This window comes from Lacimicrobium alkaliphilum, assembly GCF_001466725.1.
GTDB lineage: Bacteria > Pseudomonadota > Gammaproteobacteria > Enterobacterales > Alteromonadaceae > Lacimicrobium > Lacimicrobium alkaliphilum_B.
The window spans coordinates 4,021,959-4,047,576 of sequence record NZ_CP013650.1 but is presented as its reverse complement, the minus strand read 5'-3'; the positions used below and the strand labels follow the sequence as shown (position 1 = coordinate 4,047,576).

Annotated in this window: 24 protein-coding genes; 18 read left to right on the top strand and 6 right to left on the bottom strand. The window is 48.6% G+C overall.

Annotated features, from left to right (window positions below):
- The first annotated feature begins 75 nt into the window (after positions 1 to 75).
- The 13 genes from pilM (at position 76) to AT746_RS17925 (ending at position 10,959) form a co-directional block, all read left to right on the top strand.
- The gene (gene pilM, locus AT746_RS17985) at positions 76 to 1,140 is read left to right on the top strand and encodes a type IV pilus assembly protein PilM (RefSeq protein WP_062483273.1); all 1,065 of its coding nucleotides are present in this window, start codon (positions 76 to 78) and stop codon (positions 1,138 to 1,140) included.
- Complete coding sequence (locus tag AT746_RS17980; RefSeq protein ID WP_062483272.1) at positions 1,128 to 1,706, top strand: PilN domain-containing protein; 579 nt, start codon at positions 1,128 to 1,130, stop codon at positions 1,704 to 1,706. The genes pilM and AT746_RS17980 overlap by 13 nt, the downstream gene beginning before the upstream one ends.
- Positions 1,703 to 2,314, top strand: a complete 612-nt coding sequence (locus AT746_RS17975; protein WP_062483270.1) for a type 4a pilus biogenesis protein PilO — start codon at positions 1,703 to 1,705, stop codon at positions 2,312 to 2,314. Before AT746_RS17980 ends, AT746_RS17975 begins: the two co-directional genes overlap by 4 nt.
- A complete protein-coding gene (locus tag AT746_RS17970; protein WP_062483268.1) occupies positions 2,311 to 2,844 on the top strand; it encodes a pilus assembly protein PilP in 534 nt (177 codons plus the stop codon). Before AT746_RS17975 ends, AT746_RS17970 begins: the two co-directional genes overlap by 4 nt.
- Positions 2,837 to 4,597: a type IV pilus secretin PilQ gene (locus AT746_RS17965; protein WP_062483266.1), complete on the top strand. Its 1,761-nt coding sequence runs from the start codon at positions 2,837 to 2,839 to the stop codon at positions 4,595 to 4,597. The genes AT746_RS17970 and AT746_RS17965 overlap by 8 nt, the downstream gene beginning before the upstream one ends.
- A 167-nt stretch (positions 4,598 to 4,764) precedes the next feature.
- Entirely contained in the window at positions 4,765 to 5,280 is a 516-nt protein-coding gene (gene aroK / locus AT746_RS17960; RefSeq protein WP_062483264.1) for a shikimate kinase AroK, read from the top strand.
- 30 nt (positions 5,281 to 5,310) lie between these two features.
- On the top strand, positions 5,311 to 6,384 hold the full coding sequence (gene aroB, locus AT746_RS17955; protein WP_062483262.1) for a 3-dehydroquinate synthase: 1,074 nt from the start codon (positions 5,311 to 5,313) through the stop codon (positions 6,382 to 6,384).
- 11 nt (positions 6,385 to 6,395) lie between these two features.
- Positions 6,396 to 7,826, top strand: coding sequence for an SPOR domain-containing protein (locus AT746_RS17950; protein WP_062483260.1), 1,431 nt, complete (start codon positions 6,396 to 6,398; stop codon positions 7,824 to 7,826).
- Between the two features lie 47 nt (positions 7,827 to 7,873).
- A complete protein-coding gene (locus tag AT746_RS17945; protein ID WP_062483258.1) occupies positions 7,874 to 8,695 on the top strand; it encodes a Dam family site-specific DNA-(adenine-N6)-methyltransferase in 822 nt (273 codons plus the stop codon).
- A 96-nt stretch (positions 8,696 to 8,791) separates the two neighbouring features.
- On the top strand, positions 8,792 to 9,475 hold the full coding sequence (gene trhA, locus AT746_RS17940; protein ID WP_062483256.1) for a PAQR family membrane homeostasis protein TrhA: 684 nt from the start codon (positions 8,792 to 8,794) through the stop codon (positions 9,473 to 9,475).
- A 226-nt stretch (positions 9,476 to 9,701) separates the two neighbouring features.
- A complete protein-coding gene (locus AT746_RS17935) occupies positions 9,702 to 9,935 on the top strand; it encodes a hypothetical protein (protein ID WP_231730972.1) in 234 nt (77 codons plus the stop codon).
- Positions 9,936 to 10,192: 257 nt separating this feature from the next.
- Positions 10,193 to 10,459: a hypothetical protein gene (locus AT746_RS17930; RefSeq protein ID WP_062483254.1), complete on the top strand. Its 267-nt coding sequence runs from the start codon at positions 10,193 to 10,195 to the stop codon at positions 10,457 to 10,459.
- Positions 10,460 to 10,530: 71 nt separating this feature from the next.
- Complete coding sequence (locus AT746_RS17925) at positions 10,531 to 10,959, top strand: hypothetical protein (RefSeq protein WP_156413740.1); 429 nt, start codon at positions 10,531 to 10,533, stop codon at positions 10,957 to 10,959.
- Between the two features lie 183 nt (positions 10,960 to 11,142).
- On the opposite strand, the gene AT746_RS17920 is transcribed toward AT746_RS17925, so the two are convergent.
- Positions 11,143 to 14,754 (bottom strand): SEL1-like repeat protein, encoded by a 3,612-nt coding sequence (locus tag AT746_RS17920; protein ID WP_082633334.1) that lies wholly within the window; start codon positions 14,752 to 14,754, stop codon positions 11,143 to 11,145.
- 374 nt (positions 14,755 to 15,128) lie between these two features.
- A complete protein-coding gene (locus AT746_RS17915; protein WP_062483248.1) occupies positions 15,129 to 17,792 on the bottom strand; it encodes a DUF2339 domain-containing protein in 2,664 nt (887 codons plus the stop codon).
- A 325-nt stretch (positions 17,793 to 18,117) separates the two neighbouring features.
- On the opposite strand from AT746_RS17915, the gene AT746_RS17910 reads away from it, so the two are divergent.
- On the top strand, positions 18,118 to 19,344 hold the full coding sequence (locus AT746_RS17910) for a hypothetical protein (protein ID WP_062483246.1): 1,227 nt from the start codon (positions 18,118 to 18,120) through the stop codon (positions 19,342 to 19,344).
- Between the two features lie 27 nt (positions 19,345 to 19,371).
- Here AT746_RS17910 and AT746_RS17905 read toward each other — a convergent pair whose 3' ends face one another.
- From AT746_RS17905 to AT746_RS17895, 3 genes are all read right to left on the bottom strand, one after another.
- A complete protein-coding gene (locus tag AT746_RS17905) occupies positions 19,372 to 19,572 on the bottom strand; it encodes a DUF2970 domain-containing protein (RefSeq protein WP_062483244.1) in 201 nt (66 codons plus the stop codon).
- Entirely contained in the window at positions 19,572 to 19,874 is a 303-nt protein-coding gene (locus tag AT746_RS17900; RefSeq protein ID WP_062483242.1) for a hypothetical protein, read from the bottom strand. The genes AT746_RS17905 and AT746_RS17900 overlap by 1 nt, the downstream gene beginning before the upstream one ends.
- A gap of 177 nt (positions 19,875 to 20,051) precedes the next feature.
- Positions 20,052 to 20,729, bottom strand: a complete 678-nt coding sequence (locus AT746_RS17895) for a TorF family putative porin (RefSeq protein WP_062483239.1) — start codon at positions 20,727 to 20,729, stop codon at positions 20,052 to 20,054.
- Between the two features lie 291 nt (positions 20,730 to 21,020).
- Between AT746_RS17895 and rpe the strand changes: the two genes are divergently transcribed.
- The 3 genes from rpe (at position 21,021) to AT746_RS17880 (ending at position 23,423) form a co-directional block, all read left to right on the top strand.
- On the top strand, positions 21,021 to 21,689 hold the full coding sequence (gene rpe / locus AT746_RS17890; protein ID WP_062483237.1) for a ribulose-phosphate 3-epimerase: 669 nt from the start codon (positions 21,021 to 21,023) through the stop codon (positions 21,687 to 21,689).
- Between the two features lie 32 nt (positions 21,690 to 21,721).
- Entirely contained in the window at positions 21,722 to 22,726 is a 1,005-nt protein-coding gene (gene trpS, locus AT746_RS17885; protein WP_062483236.1) for a tryptophan--tRNA ligase, read from the top strand.
- A 118-nt stretch (positions 22,727 to 22,844) separates the two neighbouring features.
- Positions 22,845 to 23,423: an anthranilate synthase component II gene (locus AT746_RS17880; protein ID WP_062483234.1), complete on the top strand. Its 579-nt coding sequence runs from the start codon at positions 22,845 to 22,847 to the stop codon at positions 23,421 to 23,423.
- Here the strand turns inward: AT746_RS17880 and AT746_RS17875 are convergent.
- Positions 23,420 to 23,938, bottom strand: a complete 519-nt coding sequence (locus AT746_RS17875; protein ID WP_062483232.1) for a hypothetical protein — start codon at positions 23,936 to 23,938, stop codon at positions 23,420 to 23,422. The two genes, AT746_RS17880 and AT746_RS17875, sit on opposite strands and share 4 nt — an antisense overlap.
- 323 nt (positions 23,939 to 24,261) lie before the next feature.
- On the opposite strand from AT746_RS17875, the gene AT746_RS17870 reads away from it, so the two are divergent.
- Complete coding sequence (locus AT746_RS17870; RefSeq protein ID WP_062483229.1) at positions 24,262 to 25,419, top strand: HDOD domain-containing protein; 1,158 nt, start codon at positions 24,262 to 24,264, stop codon at positions 25,417 to 25,419.
- The last annotated feature ends 199 nt before the right edge of the window (positions 25,420 to 25,618 follow it).

Here is a 25,618-nt window from a genome sequence, read left to right as displayed (position 1 = left end):
TCGGGAACCATTAAGTATAAAAATTTAGTGAATAATGGTTAACTCGTAGTTTAACGAAAAAAACAGGACGCCGCTTTGCTTAATAAAGTTTTCAGCAAAAAATTACCACCTGTACTGGGTCTGGATATTGGCACCCGCTATGTCAAGGCGGTATTGCTTACAGGTTCCGGTGCCGGCATACAGGTAGCGGCAGTCGCCTGTGAGCCGATTAACGGCGATGCCTTCGCTGAAAGAGACATCAGAGACTTTGATGCGGTCAGTAATGCTATCCGTAAAGTAAAAAACACGCTCAAAGTGAAGTGCAAGACAGCGGCCATAGCCGTATCCGGCGCATCCATCATCACTAAAGTGGTGTATATGGACCCAGGGCAGTCTGATCACGAACTGGAATCTCAGATAGAAATCGAGGCCGATAGCCTGATCCCCTATCCGCTTGATGAAGTGTACCTGGATTTTGAAGAACTGGGCCCGAGCAAAAGCCATACGGGTAAGGTGGATGTATTGCTTAGTGCCGGACACAAAGACATGGTCGACAGCAGGGTAACCCTGTTGCGGGAGCTGGAACTGGAGCCCAAAGTGGTTGATGTGGAAGGGTATGCACTTGGCAGTGCCCTGATAGAATTTGGTCCGCCGAGTGAAGAGCAGCCGGTGTGCTGCATCAATCTCGGTGCCAGCCAGTTGCTGGTCACTGCGGTTCAGGAAAATCGTGTGATTTACAGCAAAGAACATAATTTCGGTTGTGACAGTCTGCTCAGGGATATTTCCCTGGTTTTTGCCATGGAACTCAAAGAAGTAGAGGAGCAACTGGCTGAGGGAACCTTGCCTGAAAGCTGGAAAGAACAGCAATTGCCAATATTTGTTTCTAACCTTCAGCAGCAGGTCACCCGGGCACTGCAAATGTATGTGGCCTCGACAAACAAAGAGCAGCCGCAACAATTGTTAGTCAGCGGTGGCGGCGCATTACTGCCGGAAATGGCTTCAGAACTGGAGCGCGAGCTGTCAATTACCGTGACACCTTTTGATCCTTTTGCGCAAATGAAAGTGAAGCCGGAAATACAACAACGCCTGGATTCTCTGGCCCCACAACTGGCCATTGCCGCAGGTCTGGCAAGCAGGAGTTTTAGTCCATGGCACATATAAATCTTCTGCCCTGGCGCGCGGCACATCGTCAGAAGAAAAAGCAGGAATATATTACTTTACTGGCGCTGGTGGCGGTGTTCGTACTGGCCTTGTTCTGGCTGATTGGCTCGCTGGTCGACACCATGATCTCCAACCAGCAACAACGTAACAATTACCTTCAGCAACGCATCACCGTGCTGGATGGTCAGATCGCAAAAATTAAAGACATCAAAGACAAGAAAAAAGATCTGGAACGACGCATGGCGCTGATTGAGCAGCTTCAGACTAACCGTAACGTTGCGCCCCAGGTGCTGGACGAGCTGGCCCGTATTCTGCCGCCAGGCGTGTCATTCCGTAGCCTGGTACGCCGCGGTAACCAGCTTGAAGTACTGGGAGTCAGCGACTCCAATAACAGGTTGTCGGAATTTATGCGGCAACTGGAACTCTCCAGAGTATTCAATCGTGGTGAGCTGTCGTCTATTGTGGCAGATACCAGCAGCTCAGATGCTGTGAGCGAATTCAAGCTGACCTTCAATATCAGTCCGGCTGTTGCTCCGCAGATGGTGGTGGAGGATTCAGAAAAATGAAGTTTGATTTTAATAAACTCAAGGAAATGAATGATCTGGACTTCGAACAACTGGCTATCTGGCCATTTGAAGTCAAGTTTGTGGTCGGTCTTGTGATTGCTATCCTCACTGGTGTTTTAGGTTTCTATCTGTTGGTTAATGACAAATTACCCCTGTTGGAAACGGCCAAGGCTGAGGAAGTGGAACTCAAAAACAGCTATGAGGCCAAGTATCGTATCGCGATTAATCTGCAGGCCTATGAAGAACAACTGGCCAAAATTCAGCAGGATTTTTCCTCGATGCTCAGGTCCTTGCCAACCAGCAACGAAACGCCCGGACTGCTGGATGACATTACCTTTGTGGGTACCTCGGCCGGCCTGAATTTCAAGTTACTCAACTGGCAACAGGAAGTACCGAAAGAGTTTTACACGGAATTACCAATTCAGATGGAAGTGCGGGGCGATTATCACGATTTCGGTAAGTTTCTTTCTGACGTAGCAGGGCTGCCCCGTATTGTTACGGTGCATGATTTTGAAATGGTCAATGAAACCGGCGGATTACGCCTGAGTCTGCAGGCCAAGACATATCGCACGTCGTCGACTAACGGTATGACGGAGCGTGCAGAATGAGAGTCATTTGTATCCTTATGTTGCTGATGTTGGCCGGTTGTCAGCCGAAGCTGGATGATCTGGAGGCCTTTGTCGCTGAGGTTGAACAGCAAACCCAGGTTAATATTGAGCCTTACCCCGAGTTCAGCAAAACGCCGGCTTTTGTGTATGAAGCCCAGCAAAAACGCAGCCCGTTTCAACGGCCCCGAGGCCAGGTTGCAGAACTGGTGCAGACGCAAAAGGCCAACTGTCTGCAACCGGATTTTTCCAGAACCAAGCAGCCACTGGAGCGTTACGGTACAGATGCCCTCTCTATCAAGGGCTTCTTTACCCGTAATAACAAAACCTGGGCCATGATTCAGGCAAATGATGGCAGTTTACACAGAGCCAGTGTGGGCGACCGTCTGGGTCTGTTTTTTGGACGAATTACTGAGATTTCCAACGGCAAGGTTTCGATCACTGAAATGCTGCCCGACGGCACAGGGTGCTGGCAGGAAAAACAAGCAACCCTGACGATGTCCTCAAAGGCAGGAGAAAATGACAATGTCTGAACGTTATATTTTTAATAAAAAGCTCAACAGGCGCAGCCGGCACTGGCAATGGATGTCATTGGTACTGTTGATTCTGGTAGGCGTCAAAAGTTTACCCGCCCAGGCGCAGGATGTAGAGCTGGTGGATCCCTATGAAACGCCAGTGGAGGCGTTGCCCTATCAACTAGAGGACATCGAATTTCGCCGTAATCAGGCTGGTGGCGCCAGAATAGAAATACAGCTGGATAAAGAGGGTTTTGATTCGGCACTGGCTGAAGTACCCGACGGTGTGGAATTACAGCTACCCGGCAGCCGTCTGCCTGAAGAGTTACTCTATCGTCTGGATGTGATGGACTTTGGTACACCGGTTGACTGGCTGGAAACCTTTCAGCAGGACGAAGGCGCGGTGATTGTATTTAAAACCTCTGCCGGGGTGAATTTTCAGCATCAGAAGCTCGGTGATCGTCTGGTCGTAGAGATCGATACCGCTCCCACTGCTGTCGCGCAGCAAGATGTTGGAGCTGACTACGACGGCGCGCCGGTATCGCTGGATTTTCAGGACGTTCCGGTACGTCAGGTGTTGCAGGTTATTGCTCAGATCAGCGGTTTTAATCTGGTCACCACGGATACGGTGACCGGCAATGTCACCCTGAGTCTGGACAATGTTCCCTGGGATCAGGCCCTGAACATGATCATGAAAATCAAGGGGCTGGACAAGCGTATGGAAGGTAACATTCTGCTGATTGCCCCGGCAGAAGAGCTTTCTTCCAGAGAGACCCAGCGTCTGCAATCAGAACAGCAGGCGGCAGAACTGGCGCCACTGCGTTCAGAAACCATCCAGATTAATTATGCCAAGGCCGCAGACATGGCCACCATTCTGAAATCCAGTGAAGGAGGCATACTCAGCTCCCGCGGCGCAGTGACAGTGGACAATCGTACCAATGCCCTGTTGGTCAGAGACACGCAGGAATCTATCCAGGAAGCGCGGCGCATGGTAAAAGAGCTGGATATTCCGATTAAGCAGGTACTGATCGAATCCCGGATGGTGACCGTCAGAGACAGTGTCGATGAGCAACTGGGTGTACGCTGGGGATTCAGTGACCGCCAGGGTGATGACGGTGTATCGGGTTCTCTGGAGGGGGCTGAAACCATCGCCGGTGGTCAGGTTCCGGCACTGGCTGACCGGCTGAATGTAAACCTGCCGGTATCCGGCGCGGCCGGGCGCATCGGCTTTCAGATCGCCAAACTGGCTAACGGAACCATACTGGATTTGGAACTGTCTGCGCTGGAGAGTGAAAACAAAGGTGAAATCATCGCCAGCCCACGTATTACCGTGGCCAATCAGCGTGAAGCCTATATCGAACAGGGTACTGAAATCCCCTTTGTACAGTCCACCTCAAGCGGTGCAACCTCGGTCGAGTTTAAAAAGGCGGTACTGAGCCTGACGGTGACACCTCATATTACGCCGGATAACCGTATTATTCTGGATCTGATCGTGACCCAGGATACCCGCGGTGAGACCGTTTCTACCTCAACGGGCCCTGCGGTATCCATTGATACTCAGGAAATCTCAACCCAGGTGCTGGTGGAAAATGGTGAGACCGTGGTGCTCGGTGGCATATTCCAGCAGAATATTATCAACGGTATTGAAAAAGTTCCGCTGTTCGGTGATCTGCCACTGGTGGGTAACCTGTTCAAGAATTCACAGGATTTTTCCGAGAAACGCGAGCTGCTGATTTTTGTGACGCCAAAAATCATTGATGAGGCGCTCTGATATACAGGAGAAAGGGGGCTGACGGCCCCCTTTCTGTCTTTTCCTGCCCTGACTGCAGATCAAACTTGCATAAGCACAGATTAAACTGAGATAATCCCGCTTCTCAAATTCGACCGGGGGTTGAGTTTATTCATTTTTAACCGTTAGTTGTGTGACATTAATCAAACATGGCCGAAAAACGTAATATCTTTTTGGTAGGGCCAATGGGTGCGGGTAAAAGCACTATTGGTAAACACCTTGCAGACGAACTTCATTTAGACTTTTACGACTCAGATCAGGAAATTGAGCGCCGTACGGGTGCAGATATTGCCTGGGTATTCGATCTGGAAGGCGAGGAAGGATTCCGGGTTCGGGAAGAAGGCGTGATCAACGACCTGACCGAAATGCAGGGCATCGTGCTGGCCACCGGCGGAGGCTCGGTAATCAGCAAGAACGTGCGCAATCGTCTTGCCGCCAGAGGCATAGTGGTCTATCTGCAAACCACTATCGATAAGCAGGTTGCCAGAACTCAGCGTGACAAACGCCGTCCTTTGTTGCAGAACAATGATCCGGAAACGGTGTTACGCAACCTGGCAGAAGAGCGCAACCCGCTGTACGAAGAAGTGGCAGATTATGTGGTACAGACTGACGATCAGAGTGCCCGCGCCGTTGCCAGTCAGATTATCGAGAAAATCGGACTCTAATCAGGATTACAGAGCGGGGATGCTACGCTGATGAACACACTGAATGTTGAATTGGGTGAGCGTAGTTACCCTATCTATATCGGCGTCAATATCCTGCGCCAGCCACAGCAGTTGCGTCAGCACCTTAGCAGCAACAAGGTCATTGTTATTACCAATGAGGTTGTTGATGTGCTCTATGGCGCCCAGGTGATGGACCTGCTCACAGGGCTGGACGCCGACAAACTGGTACTGCCTGATGGTGAGCAATATAAATCTATTGCCAGCTTCGAGCGCATTATGACCCACCTGCTGGAGTGTAATGCTGCCCGCGACACCACCCTTATTGCCCTGGGCGGCGGTGTGATCGGTGATCTGACCGGCTTTGTGGCTGCCTGCTACCAGCGTGGCGTTCCCTTTATTCAGATACCCACCACACTGCTTTCGCAGGTGGACTCCTCTGTGGGCGGCAAAACCGCCGTCAATCATCCTCTTGGCAAAAACATGATCGGGGCCTTCTATCAGCCTAAAGCGGTGATCATCGATACCATGACCTTATGCAGCCTGCCCAAGCGGGAGTTTGCCGCCGGTATGGCTGAAGTGATCAAGTACGGCGTTATCTATGACGCTGAGTTTTTCGACTGGCTGGAGCAGCATCAGCAAGGGCTGCTGGATAAAGATCAGGCCCTGCTGCAGGACGTAGTGCACCGTTGTTGTGAGATTAAAGCCCGTATTGTTGCCGAGGATGAGCAGGAAAAAGGACTCAGAGCGCTGCTGAATCTTGGGCATACTTTTGGCCATGCCATTGAGGCCGAAATGGGCTATGGCAACTGGTTGCACGGTGAAGCTGTCGCAACAGGCATTGTTCTTGCTTCTGTGGTTGCACAGCACAAAAACTGGCTCAGTGCGTCAGAAGTTTGTCGTATTGTCGATTTACTCAAGGCCTTTGGATTGCCGGTCAGGGCACCTGAAAAAATGAATTTCGACAGTTTTATGCGACACATGCGCCATGACAAAAAAGTTCAGGCCAACCGTATCCGCTTTGTGATCCCTGATGCCATTGGCAGTGCTGTAGTGACAGACGACGTAGATGAGGCATTGTTAAAAGAGATTCTCGATGCCTCCTGACAGGTGGCAACGTGCAAACAGCCTTTATTGACTTACAAAAACGACTACAACATCTGACGACTTTCAGCTCAGGGCTTATTCTGCTGGGCGGAAAGGGTGCGTCAAGACAACAGCGTTTTCTCAGTGAATTTCTCAGCGACTTTGATGAGTCGGTCAATATTGCCTGCCTGAACGCCACCGAAATCAAAAGTGATCAGGCCTTGCGCCAGCAATTGCTGTCTCAGCTGTTTGGCAATGTGCAACGGGATGTGCGCCGTCCCCTGCAACAAAGCTTCCCCGCTGCGGCCCTGAATGAAGGCCGGACGGTGATCGCGATCAGTTATGCCGCAAATCTGGCGTCCATGATCATCCAGGAGCTCTGGGATCTCAGTCAGCGCAGTGATCAGATATGTATTTTGCTGGCGGGCGAGACAGACTGGGCCCTGACAGTTAAGCAACAGTTGAGCGGTAATGTGCAACCCGTACTGCTGCAATATGATTTTACTGAATCATCTGAACTGGCGCTTTCCGACCTGGATCGCCTGATCGCAGAAAAACGCGAGGCCTTCAATGCCCGTCTGGCCCTGCGGCAACAACAGCACGAGCCGGAAAAAGCCAGGCCAGGACTGATTGCCAGCAAAGTGTTCAGAGCCGCGGTGCTGGTGGTGTTTATACTCAGTTTTGGTGGCCTGATGCACTGGTTCCACCCCGAACTGATCAGCGAACTGTTACCGACCAACGCCATGGCAACCACGCAGGCACAACCACCGGCAGTATCTACACAACTTAAGACAGAGCAACCAGCGCAGGAAACGGCTTCGGTTGCCCCCGAACAATCACCCGCGCAGACAGCAGCCGGAGAGCCGTCCTCTGCCAACGAGCTGACGGCAAAGCAGGCAGAGCCGCCTGAGGCTGAACGTCGGTCTGAGCCTGAAAAGACCGCTGTGCAAACAGATGCAACACAAACCGTTACCCAGTGGTCAGAGGCGGTACAGCAACTGAAAAAGCCGCAGGTAACCCAGGATGTGGCGCAGGTTACAGAACAACAAGCGCCTGAGGTGGTTACGGCAGAAGTGACAGAGACGCCTGCTGCGCCAGAACCAGAAGAAGCACAGCAAACACAAAGCCCGTCAGAAGTGGCACAGGCTCAGCCCGATTATCCCTGGGATGAGCAATATCTGCTGACCTTGCCGGATTCAGAGTATCTGTTGCAGCTAAGCGCCGCCAGTGACAGCCAGGTCCTGCAGGAATTTATTCATCGCCATGGCTTTGACGACAGGCACTGGCGTTACCAGACACAGCGCTACGGTGGTAACTGGCATGTATTGTTAATGCAGGGCAGCTTCAGCACGCTGGAGCAGGCCAGAGCAGCGGTGAGTGAGTTGCCGGCGCAGGTTCAGGCCGGCCAGCCATTTGCAAAAACCGTTGCCCAAATCCGACAGGAAATTAGTTCCCAACCTTAATCCGGATTCAGTTACAATCCTGACTTTATTGTTGCAGCAGTGGCAAGATGGATAATAAGAAAAGCCGGGCCTTTCTGAAGTGGGCCGGTGGCAAATACAGTCTGGTCAGTGAAATACGTTCCCTTCTTCCCGATGGCGAGAGGCTGATAGAGCCTTTTGTTGGCGCCGGTTCTGTGTTTCTCAATACCGACTACAAAGACTACCTGCTCAACGATATCAACCCCGATCTGATTAACCTGTATCAGATACTCCAGCAAAAGCCGGAAGACTATATTGCTGACGCCAGAACCCTGTTTACCCCGGACAATAATAACCCTGAGCATTACTACGGGGTGCGTGAGGAGTTTAACCTCAGCGATGATACCTATCAGCGCTCCGTGCTGTTTTTGTACCTGAACCGCTTCGGTTACAACGGCCTGTGCCGCTATAACCTTTCCGGTAAGTTCAACGTGCCCTTTGGCAGATATAAACGGCCTTATTTCCCTGAGGCCGAGCTTTATAATTTTGCCGAAAAAGCCCGCCACGCTACCTTTGTCTGTAAGCCTTTCGCGGATGTGTTCAGCCTCGCCCAAAAAGGGGATATTATCTATTGCGATCCGCCTTATGCGCCAATAAGTGCCACTGCTAATTTTACCGGTTATGCCACCGCTGGTTTTAGTCTGGCGGAGCAAAGCCGGCTGGCAGATTGTGCGGCCCGCACCGCACAGCAGCATGGGATCCCAGTACTGATCAGTAACCATGATACCAAGCTGACCCGGCAGATGTACCAGGGCGCCAGCCTTAAAGAATTAAAAGTAGGGCGTTATATCAGCCAGAAAGGCCATGCCCGCGCCAAGGTGGACGAACTGCTGGCCCTGTATCAGGCTTAATGGCTACAAGCAGGCAAATTTGCACGCCAGGGTTTCTGTAAAGTGTTCTGACTTTGATTCACTCTGCCCCGCTTAACACAGCGTTGGAGAAGCACTATGGATGTGATAGATATTCCCGGTTTTGGCGACCCCTTCAGCTCCATCAGCCATTTACTGGCCGCGTTACTGGCCCTGATACTTGGGATTGGGCTTATCCGCCAGGCGCTGGGGCAACCGGTGCGTGTGGTGACGGTGTGTATTTATGTATTCACCGTGGTGTTTTTACTCTCGATGAGTGGTGTGTTCCACTTGCTGGACCCCGGCACAACCGGGCGGGCGGTGCTAAAACGGCTCGATCATGCCGGTATCTTTCTGTTGATCGCGGGCACCTTTACCCCCATCCACGCCATCATCTTCCGTGGTTTCTGGCGTTGGGGCTTTCTGACCTTAATCTGGGGCCTTGCCATTACCGGACTGACTCTGAAGACCATCTACTTTAGTGATTTTGCCGAATGGCTGGGGCTGCTGTTCTATATTGGTCTTGGCTGGATGGGCATTGCGTCGGCTTATCTTACCCACCAAATGCATGGCTTTGGCATTATCCGGCCGCTGTTTTTCGGAGCCCTTGCCTACACTCTGGGCGCAACGCTGGATTTCCTGCGTGTGCCGGTGCTGATCCCCGGCGTGCTGGGGCCCCATGAACTCTTCCATATTGCGGTTCTGGCAGGCATTGCCTGGCACTGGAAGTTTGTAAAAACACTGCTGACATCGCCGGATAACAAGGGCCCTGTTCAGAGGTAACTCAGGGGAATCATTGTGTCACAAGGTTTCCAATCTACAGCCCTATTTCCAAAAAAATCAGCCCTACGGCCAGACCCAAATGACGCTGCGCCTATTCGGTAATAAACTACCGTAAATTCACTACGCACAAGAGTAAAACGGTAGTTTGCTTCCTGATATGAGTGGTTTATTGATAGTATTCGGTAGAATAGTTCCGACTATCGGCTTCAACAGGACCAAAAGCAAGATGTCTGAGATGGGGGCTACCATGGTTAATCTGTCTGTCATCGAACGCAAGGCTATCTTGCAGGCGATAGAAACAGAGCTGGCTGAAAACCTTGTTAGCACAGGGCAGGTGATAAAACGTATACGCACCCAATTGTACGGCATGACACAGACCCAATGCGCAAGATTTGTGGGTATTTCAGATAAAACCTGCGTGATATCGAAAAAGGCAATACTGACCCGCGGCTGTCTGTAGTCAATAAACTCCTCGCCTCCGGCGGCTTCAAACTTGGCGCAACAGCTGTTAAGCGGTAGTGACACGAATTTGACCGTTAGAATGCTGCCGTTAGCTGTTTGATGACAAAATGCAAAGATTTGTGCGATGCTTTATCGTATGAAAATCTGTCAGGCTGTACCTTGCAGGCGGCTACGAACTGAGTGGGGCTTGTTTATTGTTTAACAACTATCGCTCGTTGACGGAGTGTACGTTCAACCAAAGGAACATTAGTAGGCATGAGTTATAAAGTTAATCACTATGCAGCTAAGACGACTAAGCCTGCTTATATGCTAAACATTGAGATGTTTGCTCTTGAGGCAATCTTTGGTGTTATAACTACTATTTTTTCTATTGGTGGCTTCAAGGCGCAAGTGCCCCAACTGGCTTTTCCCTGCGCTATTGTCGCTCTAGTTTGCTGGGGGCTCATTGCTCACAGCATCTATTTATTAATTGTTGATCGTGCTGAGAGGCGAAGAGGAAGTGACGATGGGAAATCGTCGTAAGAATAGTGGATTTTTAATATGCAGCTATTAGGGTTCGCATCATTTAGCTGTCAGGCTGCATGGAGAATTCGGTGAAATTCATTTTACTTTTATTGGTTTTTGTCCACGTTCATTCAACTGCGATGGATAGTACTTCAAGCTTTGATACATTTTGCGGATTAGTAGGTATGTACGCAGTATCGCCAGATGGAGAGTTAGAGCAATTTTTATTCGTTGGGAAAGCTAAGTGTGAGAACCAAAGTGTTGAAGTGAACATATCTAAAGAGTGGCTTGTAACAGCTTGCGCATACTTTACTACCCAAAAGCATAAGCCAACATATCAGATTGGCGAGCGGTTAAACTGGAGTTCCAAAATTTTTTATTATAATCCGGCCAGACCTACGGTTGTCTTCCCCGAGCAAAATGCTGGTGTGGACTTAAGTAATCCCGTCATACATGTTCAAGAATCAATTGTAGAATCTGAACATGAGCTGTGTGATGGGAAGCTGCATAAAATATGATTAGCGCTTATCTCTTAACAAGCGCTAATTTTTGTGTACTTACCCGTTGGTTTTCGGCTAAAACGCCCACTTCTGCCCTTCGTCCGAAAAGGCTGTGAGATGCCAGTTGTGAACGCTCGATCTGGAACTGACACTTTTATTCTTAATTACCCTTCAGCCAACAGTCTGCACTATTACAAATCACTAATTATGGTACTCAACCTCGTCATTAAGGTACTCAATAGCCGGTTCGTATCCATTTTCTGCGCTATCCTTCAAAAATTTCAGGGCTTGCTGCCGACTCGTTAGCTCATTCTCCTGCTCCAAGACGCCCTTGGCGATATCAAACATTGCTTCTACGTGTCCACTTTGTGCAGCTCTAAGTAACCACCGATTGGCTTCACTCATCTCAGTTTGTATGGCCTCCCCCTTCATGTACAATTTGCTAACAGCGTACATTGCCTCAACATATCCACCCTCAGCTGATTTTTCAAACCATTCTAGAGCCTGTTGATTGCTTTTATTTACTCCCTGACCTTCTTTGTATATCTCGCCAAGATTATACATCGCAATGATAGAACCAGCTGCGGCAGATTCCAGATAGTAAATCATGGCCGACTCTTGATCTTTCTCAATTCCAAGACCAAATCGGTAGATTTCTCCTAAATTATTCAGAGCAATATCATCTTTTTCCAAAGCGGCCAATTCGAAATAGTGGCGTGCTCTCTCATAACTTTGCTCAACATTGACACCATAGAAGAAATGTTCGCCAATAAAAGATTCACTATTGTATCCTTGGGATTCTGCCAGCCTTTGAATCCAGTAAATAGCTAACTCTTCATTTTTCTCTACCCCATTACCGTACCAATACATTTCAGAAAGCACATCAGCAGCTTTCTTATTTCCGGCTGCAAATGCTTTCTTGAACCATTGAATTGCTAATGGTATGTCTTCCCTTAAAGTCACACCTCGTTGATACAATAATGCAAGATTGAAAGGAGCTTCTTGACTACCTTGTTCGTAAGATAAAGTGAAGTATTGTATGGCCCGTTGAAAGTCCTTCCCTGAAAACTCTTCATCAGAAAAAATCAATGCCAGCTCATTTGAAGAACTGCTATTACCCAGATCAGATGAGCGAGTCAGATATTCAACAGCCTTTGAGTAGTTTTTTTCTACTCCAAGACCATGAAAGTACATTGCCCCTATAGAGTGTATGGCGTCTGGGAAGTTAAGTGATGAAGAGCGTTCAAAGAGCTCAAAAGCCTTTCCATAGTCCTGCTGTACTCCTTCAGCATTTAGGTACATATTTGCCAAGTTATTTAATGCAAACTCGTTATTCGCTTTCGCCGAATTTGTATATAAAACAAATGCTTTTCTTAGGTCCTGTTGAACTTCTATTCCGTAGCGATAAAAAGTCGCCAGATTATTCATGCCTTGAGGATTATTTCTTTTAGCAGAAATTTCATAGTAATGCAGCGCTTTTCGATTATTGATAGTTGTTCCATGCTTTCCGGTCTCATAAATATATCCGAGATTTGCAGGAGAAATATCGCTTCCCAATTTAGTGGCTTGTTCGTAATAATCAATTGCCCGATATACATCCACTTCAACGCCATAGCCGAAATCATATGCCAATCCTAAGCTATAGTTCGCATCAACATCTCCTTGCGCTGCCGCCACTTTTAACCACTTAACAGATTCCTCATGCTTCTCGAAATGATTTTTATACAAGTATCCTAATTCACGCTGACACTTCTGAACGCCAGCTTTAGCGCCTTCCAAGAAATATCGCTCAGATAACTCCATATTCTTAATGTTTGGGTAGTCTCTATACATTTCACCGAGCTCACAAAAAGCCCTTGCTTGTCCGAATTCCGCAGAGCCTTTATAATTGAATAGGGCTTTATTAATATCAATATCTTCTCCTCTACCATAGCGGTATGCGTTGCCAAGATTAAATAGAGAAAACTGGTTGCCTTTTAACGCTGCTCTTTTGAAAAGCTCATTTGCTTTATGTCGGTTTTTTTCGACATAATTTCCCGCGAGGTACATACTTGCAAGGTTGTGCATAGCTTGATCATTTTTCAGCTCTACTCCCTTTGAGTAATGAGAAAAAGCCTTTGAGAAATCTTGCTCTACATCTATACCAGACTCATACAACCGTCCTAAATTAACATGACCCGATGAGTCTCCTTGCTTAATAGCCTCCAAATAAAGAGAAATCGCTTTCTCAACATCTTTCGAGACACCTCTTCCACTTTCATACATTAATCCAAGATTGTTTGTAGCGGCACCATCTCCATTAGCAGATGCAACTTTGTACAAATATCCAGCTTTTTCATAGTCACCTACTAACTCATCATAGGTGTACGCCAACTCAAACTCACATCCTCCAGTTTCGGCGCTCGACGCTATCTCTAAATGTTCTAGAGCCTTATCCAAGTCAAATATTGAATCGTAATCCCTATAAAGTAATCCTAAATAACAATCAGCCTTTGAAAACCCTGCTTGTGACGAAGCTTCGAATAGCTCAATCGCTCTGCTCAAGTTCATCTCGACAGAGTGTCCATCTCTATAGGACATGGCCAAGTAAAATAGTGCCTGATTATCACCTTTCTCTGCCGAAAATTTCAGCAAGGAAGTTTCAATGTCGTGCTGATTAGCGGTATGCATTTCTCGAGAAATCTTAGTCACTAGTCGGGGTATGTATGGATCATCACTATGTGCGTAGAGTGAATCCAACAATGTCCTATGATGTTCATAACCAACCAACCTCTTCACTAATCTTTCCAAGGCATTAGTCTGAATCGCATACCGATCTATCTGACCTAAAATTTCATAAATACGTACTATTCCTTCAGCCTTTCCAAACACATTAATTATATATTCTGCCTGGGTGAGCAGTGCTTCATCAAAACCATAATCAGCAAAAAGCTCGACCTCGACCATTGTATTCCTTGCATTATCCCAATCATCATTTTTCATATAGGCTTCTGCTAACAACGATGATGATATTGAACTTTCCTTTGAGTTTGATTCCAGAATATTGATAACAGCAGCATACTCTCCCTGCGCTAAAAAATTTCTCGCAAAGAGCTTGTCTAAAAACGGATATATTTGTGAAAAGTACAATACTAAGGGTAAAGAATTATAATCTTCTTCCTCATCTAAAACGCTAATGTCATTCAACCCGAAATCACTAAATAGCTTTTTGTTTGAAAAATACCGATGTTCCATTTTTTTTGAATGTGGATTAAATGTATGCAACTTGTACAAAAAAAAGTCTTTGTGTTCAATCAATTCGATATCATAAAAATCAACACCCATAAAGGACAGTATAAGAGGTGCTTCCAGGACCTCTCTTATCTCAATGGCTCTCTCGGGTGAAAGCCCTTTTTTTACCGATGCCAAAGTTTGGTAAATTTCAAAGGCATTCTGTCTAAATCGGGGCGCACTGCTATTCTCTGAACACTCGCCTAGAAGGTAGTTTGCCACCAAGCTGCTGGGATTTAACGAAAGTAATTTATCCAATTCCGGAATGGACGCCGCTTTACAATCACCAGACAACACAGAATCTTCTATTGATGTTATAGCAACAATATAAGGGGCAATATTTAAAGTTGGAGAGGAATCGTAAAAAGATTTTATTTCTCTTTTCCAGTTTTTCATCATCTTGGGATCTAAAGGTGAGGAAGAGGATTTAGTTCTCTCTCCCTCTTTAGATTCACCATCATGCCCATCATAAGTGCGCAAGTTAGAGGAGCAAGACGATAGCAAAAAAACAACTAAATATAAGAAAAAATACCTAAACAGCATATATCACCAAAAAATAGCATTTCAAACATAAAGGCCTAAATGAGATTAAACCTTATATCCTCTGACCACTCGAAAATTACTAGCGAAAGTATAATAAAAGAAAATACAAAGTTGGTAACCTCGTTAATTTCAATATCGTTCAACCTTTTTTAGGATCTTGGTCAGAAAATGGTAGTCACCTTTGAAGATAACTGGCCGTGTCAATGATTGAAATTATCGTGTTTAACCAATCCATCTTAGTTTTGTCTTACCAATCGAGCGACCGTATATAAATCAGTCCCATGAGTGCCATTTTAAATCTACAGTAAACTACCAAGTTTTTCTAACAATGTCCGCTGCGCTCAAAGCCGTTATTCAGAAATACCTTCAGGCGGCTAAGTTTCAGCACCGGTTTGTTTATCTTCATAATTCAGTTTCTGGAACAGCCAGCCGATGGCGACCAGGCTTAAGCCCAGGCCGATAAAGGATATGGCCCGGTACAGGCCTTCCAGATTCGCCATATCAATTAAAAAGGCTTTGAGCAGTACCATGGCCAGAATACCAAAACCCAGATGGCTTATTTTAACCTTGCTGAAGTACTGGCCCATAAAAATCATGGCGGTGGCGATAAGTAACCAAACAATAGAGTAGGCATAGAGTTCGGCCTGCTGGGTAACACCATTTAGTCGGAGTGCACCGTCGTGCCAGGCACCGCGGATGAGGCCGTTGATATACATAAAGGCGAACAGCCCGGCTGTCAGCCTAAGCAGAGTTTTAAAACGCGCCGCCGTCAGGCCCAACTGATCCATGCTCAGCAGCATCAGTGCGGGTAATGCCCACAGCACCAGTAACCAGTTGATAAACAAGCCTTCACCGGTTGGTACTGTTGCAATAAAGGGGTTGCTGGCCAATGAAATATCCAGGTGTAATGCGCCGGCGCCCACAATCAGCAGGCCAGCAAATACGCGATAGAACCGGGCTGTGCGCTGAGCTCTTTCGGCACGCCACAGGTAAACGCCAGAGAGCAGCAGCCAGTTAAGGGCCAGCAGGGCCGCCTCTTTAAAGCTGAGATCGAAAAATACCGGGTAATGGCCTACCAGCAGGTAACTGGTTTCCGTGGTAACAAACAGCGCCAGCACATGCACAAAGGACCCTTCCAGCCAGGTTCTGAAAAAGGCTGAAGGGTTGTAATGCCTGGCAAACCAGAGGGTTGCCAGTACAAGGGGGTAGATGACTATTGTCCAGTGCAGGCCCAGAACCTGCTCACCGGCATAGTCATCCAGCCAGGGGGCAAAGCTCAGGCGGATTGTCACTATTGTCAGGGCGGCTTTATATAACCAATCCGGCAGTTCAACCCGGTATTTGTGGCTTAAATAACTCATGCTGGCGATCTGGATGGCGATGGCCAGCGACAAGGTCGCGGCATCCAGCAACATGGTCATACATAAGGTAATACAGGCATTGGCCAGTATGGTCAGAGTAATGCGAAAAAGTCCCGGCGCGGCACGCGCCGCTACCACAGAACTGGCGATGGCAAGCAGCGCCAGTTCCATGGCCCAGACCGGATACAGATACTGGCTGGCCTGATCGGCAGATAAGGCATAACTGATGCCGAATAAACTCACAGGCGCCAGCACCAGCAGCAACAGCCAGGCGGGGCGCTGTGTATAACGCAGCATTAGCAGGCTGTAGGCAATAGCGGCCAGGGCCGCTGTCTGAATAAACAAATAGCCACCACGAAAAGGAAACAGGTTATCGGTGTAGCTTAGCGGTGCAGGCAACAGGGTGAAGCCATACAACAAAAAGATAAGTGCCAGAAACGGCCAGGAGTCAAAGGCGCTGTGGCGGTAAGGCAAATAACACAGCAGCGCTGATACGGCCATGGCGGCGATAACAACCTGGGGTGCAGAGCTGAACGTTGCCAGAAAAACACTGATGCCCAATAGCGGTGCGATTACGCCCAGGTGTTCTTTGCGGGGCATAAGCAGCGCTTTGATTGGCAGCGCCTTGTCCATTTTAATGTGCAGATCCCAGCCAAGAATATCGGACAACACATACAGGTACACAGACAATAAACCAAATACCAGCAACAAGGTAAAGTGGCTGCTGTCGGCCATGGTCAGGCCGATGGCCATCCATAAAAAGTGGCCTGCAAAACTCAGCCACCATAACCAGCGCTGGTTAACAGCCTGGGAGACCCAGATGGCAGAGGCAGAGATAAAGGCGGTGTACAGCAGTAAAGCGGTGACATTATTCGAGCCTGTGGAGACCAGTGCCGGTACCGCATAGGCCCCGATAATACCAATCCAGGCCAGCAGCGGGCCGAATCGTAGCGACAAAGAGGTTGCGCTCAAAGACACCAACGCCAGTAAGCCAAACGCAAAGGGCGCCGGTATAAAGCCATAGTAGTCATGAGCCACCATTACCATGGCGTAACAGGTGATCAGTCCGCCACTTGCCAGCGCCGCGCAAACATAGGCCGAGTGAATACTGAAGCGCTCAGCGTTGCGGGCCAGATACTCGGCGGCCACGACCAGCAACAGGCCAAAACTTCCGCCCATGATGACCCGCACAACCGGGGGCAACATACCGGCTTCAGCCGCATAACGGGCCAGAAAAATGCCCCCGATGGCCAGTATCAGCCCGCCCAGCCATAACAGGCCATTGCCTTTGATAAAGTGCTCAAAGTCAAAGCCCCGGGCTGTTTGTTGGGCCGGGGTTTTACCGCGGTCAGACTGGGTTTCAGTCGCAGTAAGAGGCGTTGTTGCTGCGGATATTGGCTTAACTTCAGGTTCAGGAGGCGCACTGGCAATGGGTGCTGTTGCTGATGATTCTGGTGTGGCAGATTCAAAGTGCGAAAGGGGGTCTTGTGCAGATTCAGTATTGTCATAAAGCAAATGCTTCAGACGGGAAATTTGTTTGCCCTGACTATTAACCTCCAGTTTTAACAGTTCAAGCTCACGGAGCAGCTCGGCAATATTGCCCTTATTGCGAAAAGACAGAATGGCGCCAACGAACATAAAGAGGCAGGCCAGAACCGCTAATAATACCCACTCCATACGATTTCCCTGTTCCCTTTCGCTCTGCTGTTATGACTGCAAACATGCGGTATTCAGATCCATTAGTCAAATACTGCACAGGCGTGCTATGAGGTCGCTCCATATCCCCTTTAGCGCAAGCATCGTATATGTCGGGCATGATCCGTTTGTTTCCCTGGATGCCCATCATTTTTCCTTGGCGATGCCTGCCGCGTTTGTCTGTCTTCAAGAAATTATGAGTGGTACATTAGCTTTCAGTTTCCGGAAATCACTATTGTTTGGGTCGCGTTAACCGATCTCTGCAGGGATTCAAAACAGTAAGCTTCTACTCAGGGCCACGAAAATCATGATCAATCACTTTTATTCATCCCGGGCATTTTCGCTTCCAAAATACTTTTTCAGTAAACACATCGACCAACTTAAAACGTTGAATGAAGTTGATCGACTTAACGGCCTCTTTGATCACAACCGTTATCTGAAACGGAATCGTGTATTCACCTTTTCGTTAGGCAGCGTTGCGCTGGATTTTGATGGAACGCCGGTCGATGTGGCTTATCAGGTGATAATCCATTCTTCTGATAATCTGGTGATCATCGCCAAATGTGCAGCGCAAGTCCCTTTAACAGTAAAAGATATTGAGAGAATCAGAACAAACTGGATCCCCCGAGAAGAGCTTTTTTCGTTAAACGGTAAAAACGTTAATATCCGCCACGTTCTAAATCTGGGTTTCTTCCTTTTCTTCGCAAAAGTAAAAGAACAAGAGGTATCCGTTGAGGATTTCTTCGCACTCACAGAGCGTGATACCGGTGCTCAGGGTGATCCGGATATTGGCACCATAGAAAAGGTTTACGACCATTTTAAGTTATCAAAAGACTACTTCTATATCCCCTCTATGTATGGCACGACATTTTTACTTGAAGATGACGACTGGCGAGCACTTGCAAGCTCTGAAGGACAACGCTTTAGTTGTGGCATCAGGGCTGAAGTACATCGCAACTACGCTTACTTCATCACCCATGTACAGAGTCAGAACTATTGCTATCAGGTTGCATTCTTCAATCTGCTTAAGCATTTAAAAAACAGAATTAGCAGTGAAATATCTGTAATGCTTGATGATATCGGCTCCACCTCTAAAAGTGATTACCCCGGACTGCTGGATAAAAGCACGACCCTGCAACGGGAGTTAACGGTGAATTATGACGAGTTCAATAACATGAATATCTGGCATAACGAGGATATGCTGGAGTTTTCATGGTATATCAGATCATCAGCAGGATGGGGCCTGGAAAGGGAGTTTGAGGAAACACATAATAAGCTGAGAGATTTTGTCGACCTGACAACGGAAATGTCAAAAGGAAAGTTTCAATCCTTCATGGATACCATTTCCTTACTGGTTGGCGTCCTGGGTGTTTTTGCGTTTTTTGACTTAGTGCAGATATTAAATGATGAGCCCTACAAGAATATCCACTGGGTGATCTCATTCTCTGTGATTATTTTTTTGCTGCCATTATTCCTGATATTTCTGGCGAAGAAGTCAAAGTCGTTTATGCGATTTATTAATCGCTTTTTGTAGTCGGCCTGGTGTTGCCAAAGCGCTATTCTAGCTGGGAATCAGCCACTTAACGAAGATAATCAGGCTGATCACAAACAGGGCAACGAAAATCACACCCACGATCAGAAAGGGTAAAATGGATTGGTGTGAGGAAAAATCTGCCTGGCGCTTTTTCTCGCTCTGCACGCCAAACATGCTGGCCGCTACGCTTTTTATCACTTCCCACCAGGACATCTTGGTTTCAGACATTAGTTGGCCGGGATGTGATCAGCGTTGCTGTCAGAGCTTCTGGAAAGCAGTTCAAGTAAATCCAGAAAATGGAACTGGATGCCTTGCTGGCTGCCGGAGAGCCATGATGCCCAGCTAACATCCTGCGATGCACCGTTTGCGCAGCGGTTCTGGGGGTGGCTGAGTGGCAGGCTGGTGTCTACCTGTGCGTTACTGTTTGCACAGTCGATGCCGTACTCGCTTTTATGGCAATAAGCGGACCATCCCATGACCAGGGAAAGGGCCAGCGCTACGCCTGATATCATCCTGATTTTACCCGTCATACAAACACCAAATAGTTATAGCCTGGAGGTATTATACGCCAGATTAATAATTGAACAACGGGGATAATCGGGAAAATAGCAGACTTTATCGCAAACAGATGAACGGGCCACGCTGAAATTGTGGCCCGAAAGGTGGGGAGTGCCAGAAAGGCACTCAAATCCGTGTTGGTACTGAGATCAGAAAGAAGTCCCCCAGCTGACAACAAACTTGGTGTCGTCATCGCCGGATTCTTCCTGTGCTTTTGAAATGCTGAAGGTAAAATCACCCTTGCTTAAATCGGCCTGAACATGGCTGTAGTTCCAGTCACCCCAGACACTCTCGTCGATATCAAAATCATAGTAGCCGTAGGTCAGACCCAGTGAATACTCCTGGGGCAGGTCAAAGCCGTAACTGATATGATAATAGATGTCGCCCTGGCCGAACGGTGCATCATCATCGGCATCGGCATTCAGGGTATAGGCCAGGCCAAAGCCGAGGGCACCGAAGCTGCCGTTAGCATAGGCTTCACCAAAGTTAGAATCGTCGAATTCTTCTTCAGGGTAGGCGTAATATACATAACCTACGTCATAACCAAAGTCACCGGCTTCACCGGCATAACCAAAGTACCAGTCTACCTCGGCGCCGTTGCCGTTACCCCAGTCAATAGAGCCAATCCAGGTGCCGGCATAAAAACCGCTCTCGTGCTCATAATCCAGGCCACCGGAAACAGAGGGGCCATCGGCGCTTTGCGTGACACCACGCCACAGGTAGTTGCTGGTTACGCCAATATTGGCGCTGACTTCGGCGATACTGGCCTGGCTGTAAAATACACTGCCTAGTGCCGCGGCGATCAATGCTTTGTGCATTTGTCTCATACTTGTGTCTCCTGATTGTAATAATGTGCACAAAGGCTGGAGCAAAGTTGGTGCCGCCTTGCCACCTTTTTGTCTCTTGCGAGCCAATATCAATTAACTTATTGATATTTATGGGTTAAATGTGGACGTTCTGAAGGTAAAGCAGTGAGGAAGTGGCAGCGGCGCTGTGTTGTCAGACCGCTGTTGCACCATCTTGGAGCGTGAGGGCGGCTGATGGTGCAGTGGTGAGCCTTTTCTGTGACAGGTAAATTGGGTAGAGTAACAGCCCATTGCCAACAGATTAGATATGTCATGCAGCCACATCTTATTGCGCCCTCGATTTTATCTGCTGATTTTGCCCGTTTGGGTGAGGAAGTGGACGCCGTGCTGGATGCCGGTGCCGATATTATTCATTTCGACGTAATGGATAATCACTATGTGCCCAACCTCACCTTCGGGCCGATGATCTGCAGTGCACTGAGAAAGCATGGTGTCAAGGCGGATATTGATGTGCATCTGATGGTGAAGCCCGTAGACAGCATGATTGAAATGTTTGCCGAGGCCGGTGCCAGCATGATCAGTTTTCATCCGGAAGCCTCTGAGCACATCGATCGCAGCGTACAACTGATTAAACAGGCCGGTTGTCAGGCTGGTCTGGCGTTAAACCCCGCAACACCTCTGCATTACCTGGATCATATGCTGGATAAGCTGGACTATGTGCTGCTGATGTCGGTGAACCCGGGCTTTGGTGGCCAGAGTTTTATTCCCTCCACACTGGAAAAGGTGGCTCAGGTGAAAAAGCGTATCGCCGACAGTGGCAGAAATATTCGTATCGAAATTGACGGCGGCGTAAAAGTCGATAATATTCGCGCCATCGCTGAGGCTGGCGTCGATATCTTCGTGGCCGGCTCGGCCATATTTAACCAACCGGATTATGCCCAAGTGATTGCTCAGATGCGCGAGCAACTGGCCGGACTCTGAGCTCAAGACTGTATTTAAAGGATCACCTTAAAATGAGTAAACCCATTGTATTAAGCGGCTGCCAGCCATCGGGACAACTGACCATAGGTAACTATATGGGGGCGCTGAAGCAATGGGTGGCCATGCAACAGGATTACGACTGCCTGTACATGCTGGTGGATCTGCACGCCATTACCGTGCGTCAGGAAGCTAAGGCTTTACATGAAGCAACCCTCGATGGCCTGGCTCTGTATCTGGCCTGCGGCATCGACCCACAGCAAAGCACCCTGTTTATTCAGTCGCAGGTGCCTGAACATGCGCAACTGGCCTGGGTGCTGAATTGCTATACCCAGATGGGTGAGCTGAACCGCATGACCCAGTTTAAAGACAAGTCAGCCCGCAATATCAACAATATCAATGCCGGCCTGTATACCTATCCTATTCTGATGGCCGCCGATATTCTGCTGTATCAGGCCGATCAGGTGCCGGTGGGCGATGATCAGAAACAGCACCTTGAGTTAGCCCGGGATGTGGCAACCCGCTTTAATAATATTTACGGGCCCAGTTTTCAGATCCCCGAGCCCTATATCCCTGAATTTGGTGCGCGGATCATGAGCCTGCAGGATCCTACTAAGAAAATGTCCAAGTCTGATGACAACCCCAATAACTTTGTGGGGCTGCTGGAAGAGCCGAAAAAAATCAGCAAGAAGATAAAAAAAGCGGTCACCGACTCTGATGAGCAGGCGCGTATTTATTTTGATCCACAGGAAAAGGCCGGTGTATCCAACCTGCTGACTCTGCTCAGTGGTGCTACTGGTAAATCTATTGCAGAGCTGGTGCCAGACTATGAAGGCAAGATGTACGGCCATCTGAAAACCGATGTGGCCGATGCAGTGGTGGCCTTGCTGGAACCGATCCAGACCCGCTTCCGCGAGTTGCGTAATGACAGAGCCGAGCTGGATCGCGTCATGAAAGAAGGTGCGGATAAGGCCAGCGAGCGTGCCGCCATAACCCTGAAAAAAGTCTACGAGGCAGTGGGGTTTATTCCCCGCCCGTAAGTTTACAGCCCTGAATATAGGTTTTTTATGCCTGATTGGCTGGATAAGCCCCTTCAGGCATAATCCCCTCCCTTAATATCAGTACACCTGATTTCTCCGGCTGACGAGGCATTGCAGATTGTTGTTGCTTATCGACAATTACGACTCTTTTACCCATAACCTGGCGCGGTATTTTTCCGAGCTGGGGCAACAGGTTGAAGTGGTGCGTAATGATCAGCTTGGCCTGGAGGATATCGCCAGTCTGACTCCTGAGTATCTGGTGTTTTCGCCTGGCCCCTGCACGCCTGATCAGGCAGGCATCACCCTCGCCGCGATAGAATGCTTTACCGGTCAGATTCCGATTTTAGGCGTATGTCTGGGCTATCAGGCCATTGGTCAGGTCTATGGCGCGCAGGTGGTACGGGCAAACAAAGTGATGCACGGTAAAACCTCTGAGGTACACCACAGTGGCTCGGCGCTGTTTACCGGCGTCAGCAACCCCTTTATTGCCACCCGCTACCATTCACTGGTGCTGGAGCAACGCAGTATCCCCGATGAATTTGTGATCAGCGCCTGGACAGAGCAGCAGGGGCAAACAGAAGCGGTGATGGCGATTGAACACAAAACTCTGCCTCTTTGTGGCGTGCAGTTTCATCCGGAGTCAGTGCTCACCGATGCCGGTCATCAGATACTCAAAAACTTTCTGAATCAGTGCTAACTGATTATGGCAGGGTGCCAGCTGATTCTGTTTGCATAGCGCCGCACCAGCAGGTTGTTCAGTTCGCTGAAAAAGGTGACTCTTGCTGGCGTTTCATGCAGGCATGAGGAAACAAACTGATGGCAGTTGTTATTCAGCAGGTGATAATTCGCATAGTGATAGATTTGCGCTACGGCGCGGTAGCCGACCTCGGCATCTGCCAGCACTTTGCCCTGCGCGTCACAGGCGACAAAAATCTGTTTACCAGAACGACGGGCAATAAACCTTGCCGGTGAAATGGCGCGCACCAGCCCGTTTCCTGCCCGCTCAATAATCACATCATCCATCCAGATGCCGCTGTGATCAAAGGCGCCATAGATGCCACAACAGACAACCGCACCGTTTTGCGGACGCACGGGAATATCGATTTCTCCGGGGTAATGCTGTATCTGGCTGCGGTTCGCAGCCTTTCGCCACTGACCGGATGCCACTACTGCACCGATACCCAGCCCAAGCCAGACCAAAGGTATAGGCATGCCATACTCCTGAAATTACACAGTATACAGATACCATTTCCCCATGGTTGTGCCAAAGGTAAAAGTGTAAGTGAGCGTTACATCGACGTGGCAGATAAAAAATACGCTGTGTTTATCTGCATATCCGGCAATTCTCTGTATCATGTAAACCCATAAGCATTATGCATGGACAAAGGAATGACTGGACTGTATGTCCGGCTGACACTTCGGCGTCAACGGGCTGACAGGGAGGTTTAGCAATACCAGTCCCTGAGCCCGGTCTTGCCTTTACTATTTATAGCGAAGACCGATAACCAGCATAGACAATAGCAAAAAGAATATTGATGCCAGAACAACAAAGTGTCTTACAGCAAATAGAGCACAGATTCACCAGCCTGCAAATCGGCGTGGATATGGCAAAGCGTGCCACGGCCACGGGAAATGACAGTCCGGATAATTTTCTGCCCGAGGTGGAAGAGTCTGGTCGTCAGCTGTTGCGTGTGGAAAAACAGGCTAAGCGTGACAAGACGCTGAATCAGAAACATCACCAGAATTTTCTCGATTCACTGCTGGAACAGCTGAACCGGGAACTGGAGGTCAGACTGGAAGAGAAAATCCAGGACACCGAATTGCTGTACAGCAGAATTCTGGGCGTGCATGAAAACTTACCTGATGTACTGGATGTGATGGCGGTAAGAGCCTCTTCTATCGGCCGGATTGAGCCACTGGTGGCCACCATCCCCTGGTTGCATACGGATCTGGTCAAGATGATCAATATGCCCAGGTACCGACGCACAGATAAAAAGGGCAAGGTGATCCCGGTAGACAGCCTGCGGGTGGCACTGAGTTTTATGGGTATAGAAAACCTGAAAATGGTGATCCCGGCACTGGCATTCCGGCGCTGGACGCCGCAAATTACCGATCCTTTCCCGAATATAAAAACCCGGCTGTGGGAGCACAGTATCGGCACCGCCTTGTCCTGTAAGAAAATTGCCGAAATGGGGGAAATGGATGCCGGCCAGGCCTTTACCCTGGGTATGCTGCATGATATCGGCAAGATAGTATTGGTACGCCTGTACTTCAGGCTGTTTGATGAGGTTCAGCGGGATGCCATTGCCGAAGCTCATGCTGAGAAAATGAAGGAAGAACACAGCGCATTGTCGGAGTTACAGCCCAGTGGTGAGTTTCTCAGGGAAATATTAACCAAACACGGGTTGGCTATCAGTAGCAGGTTGATAGAGCGAATGGATTTGCGCCGGGTTTTTATTACCCCTGCCATGCATGAGGTTGCTGATAACAAGCCGCTGTCTGAGATGTCAGACCTGGGCAAAGTGCTGGCTCAGGGAGCGGCGTACAGTAAGTACCGTATGCTGAAAACCTACAGGTTGATTAACATGGAAGAGGCGAAAGCCTATCTGAAGTTGTTCAGAATGCCTCCGGGGGCCCTGGCGAAACTGAAAGTGACAGATTTAAAGCGCCTGAACCTTTCTTTTGAAGAATAACCGCTGCAATAACCTCTTTTCAGAAAATTTTTTTAAATAATCATGCAGGCCCTGACTTTTACCGGAAAAGGGTCTGCCGCAGGCGTCTGAACCTCATACCCCGTATGGGATTCGGATAGTTATTCACTATTCCTGCAATTATAGGTTAAACCCTTAGTTTCAGGGGGTTTCGGCCTTTCAGCCTGCAAGACAACGGCCG

Bases quoted from the DNA above. Each gene is read 5' to 3' on its own strand.
- AT746_RS17900 (WP_062483242.1), bottom strand. From the start codon at position 19,874: ATGACGGGTAAAATCAGGATGATATCAGGCGTAGCGCTGGCCCTTTCC.
- AT746_RS17980 (WP_062483272.1), top strand. From the start codon at position 1,128: ATGGCACATATAAATCTTCTGCCCTGGCGCGCGGCACATCGTCAGAAG.
- AT746_RS17945 (WP_062483258.1), top strand. From the start codon at position 7,874: ATGGATAATAAGAAAAGCCGGGCCTTTCTGAAGTGGGCCGGTGGCAAA.
- AT746_RS17920 (WP_082633334.1), bottom strand. From the start codon at position 14,754: ATGCTGTTTAGGTATTTTTTCTTATATTTAGTTGTTTTTTTGCTATCG.
- AT746_RS17975 (WP_062483270.1), top strand. From the start codon at position 1,703: ATGAAGTTTGATTTTAATAAACTCAAGGAAATGAATGATCTGGACTTC.
- aroK (WP_062483264.1), top strand. From the start codon at position 4,765: ATGGCCGAAAAACGTAATATCTTTTTGGTAGGGCCAATGGGTGCGGGT.
- rpe (WP_062483237.1), top strand. From the start codon at position 21,021: ATGCAGCCACATCTTATTGCGCCCTCGATTTTATCTGCTGATTTTGCC.
- AT746_RS17935 (WP_231730972.1), top strand. From the start codon at position 9,702: ATGTCTGAGATGGGGGCTACCATGGTTAATCTGTCTGTCATCGAACGC.
- AT746_RS17910 (WP_062483246.1), top strand. From the start codon at position 18,118: ATGATCAATCACTTTTATTCATCCCGGGCATTTTCGCTTCCAAAATAC.
- AT746_RS17970 (WP_062483268.1), top strand. From the start codon at position 2,311: ATGAGAGTCATTTGTATCCTTATGTTGCTGATGTTGGCCGGTTGTCAG.
- trpS (WP_062483236.1), top strand. From the start codon at position 21,722: ATGAGTAAACCCATTGTATTAAGCGGCTGCCAGCCATCGGGACAACTG.
- AT746_RS17870 (WP_062483229.1), top strand. From the start codon at position 24,262: ATGCCAGAACAACAAAGTGTCTTACAGCAAATAGAGCACAGATTCACC.
- AT746_RS17965 (WP_062483266.1), top strand. From the start codon at position 2,837: ATGTCTGAACGTTATATTTTTAATAAAAAGCTCAACAGGCGCAGCCGG.
- AT746_RS17930 (WP_062483254.1), top strand. From the start codon at position 10,193: ATGAGTTATAAAGTTAATCACTATGCAGCTAAGACGACTAAGCCTGCT.
- AT746_RS17915 (WP_062483248.1), bottom strand. From the start codon at position 17,792: ATGGAGTGGGTATTATTAGCGGTTCTGGCCTGCCTCTTTATGTTCGTT.
- aroB (WP_062483262.1), top strand. From the start codon at position 5,311: ATGAACACACTGAATGTTGAATTGGGTGAGCGTAGTTACCCTATCTAT.
- AT746_RS17905 (WP_062483244.1), bottom strand. From the start codon at position 19,572: ATGTCTGAAACCAAGATGTCCTGGTGGGAAGTGATAAAAAGCGTAGCG.
- AT746_RS17875 (WP_062483232.1), bottom strand. From the start codon at position 23,938: ATGCCTATACCTTTGGTCTGGCTTGGGCTGGGTATCGGTGCAGTAGTG.
- trhA (WP_062483256.1), top strand. From the start codon at position 8,792: ATGGATGTGATAGATATTCCCGGTTTTGGCGACCCCTTCAGCTCCATC.
- AT746_RS17895 (WP_062483239.1), bottom strand. From the start codon at position 20,729: ATGAGACAAATGCACAAAGCATTGATCGCCGCGGCACTAGGCAGTGTA.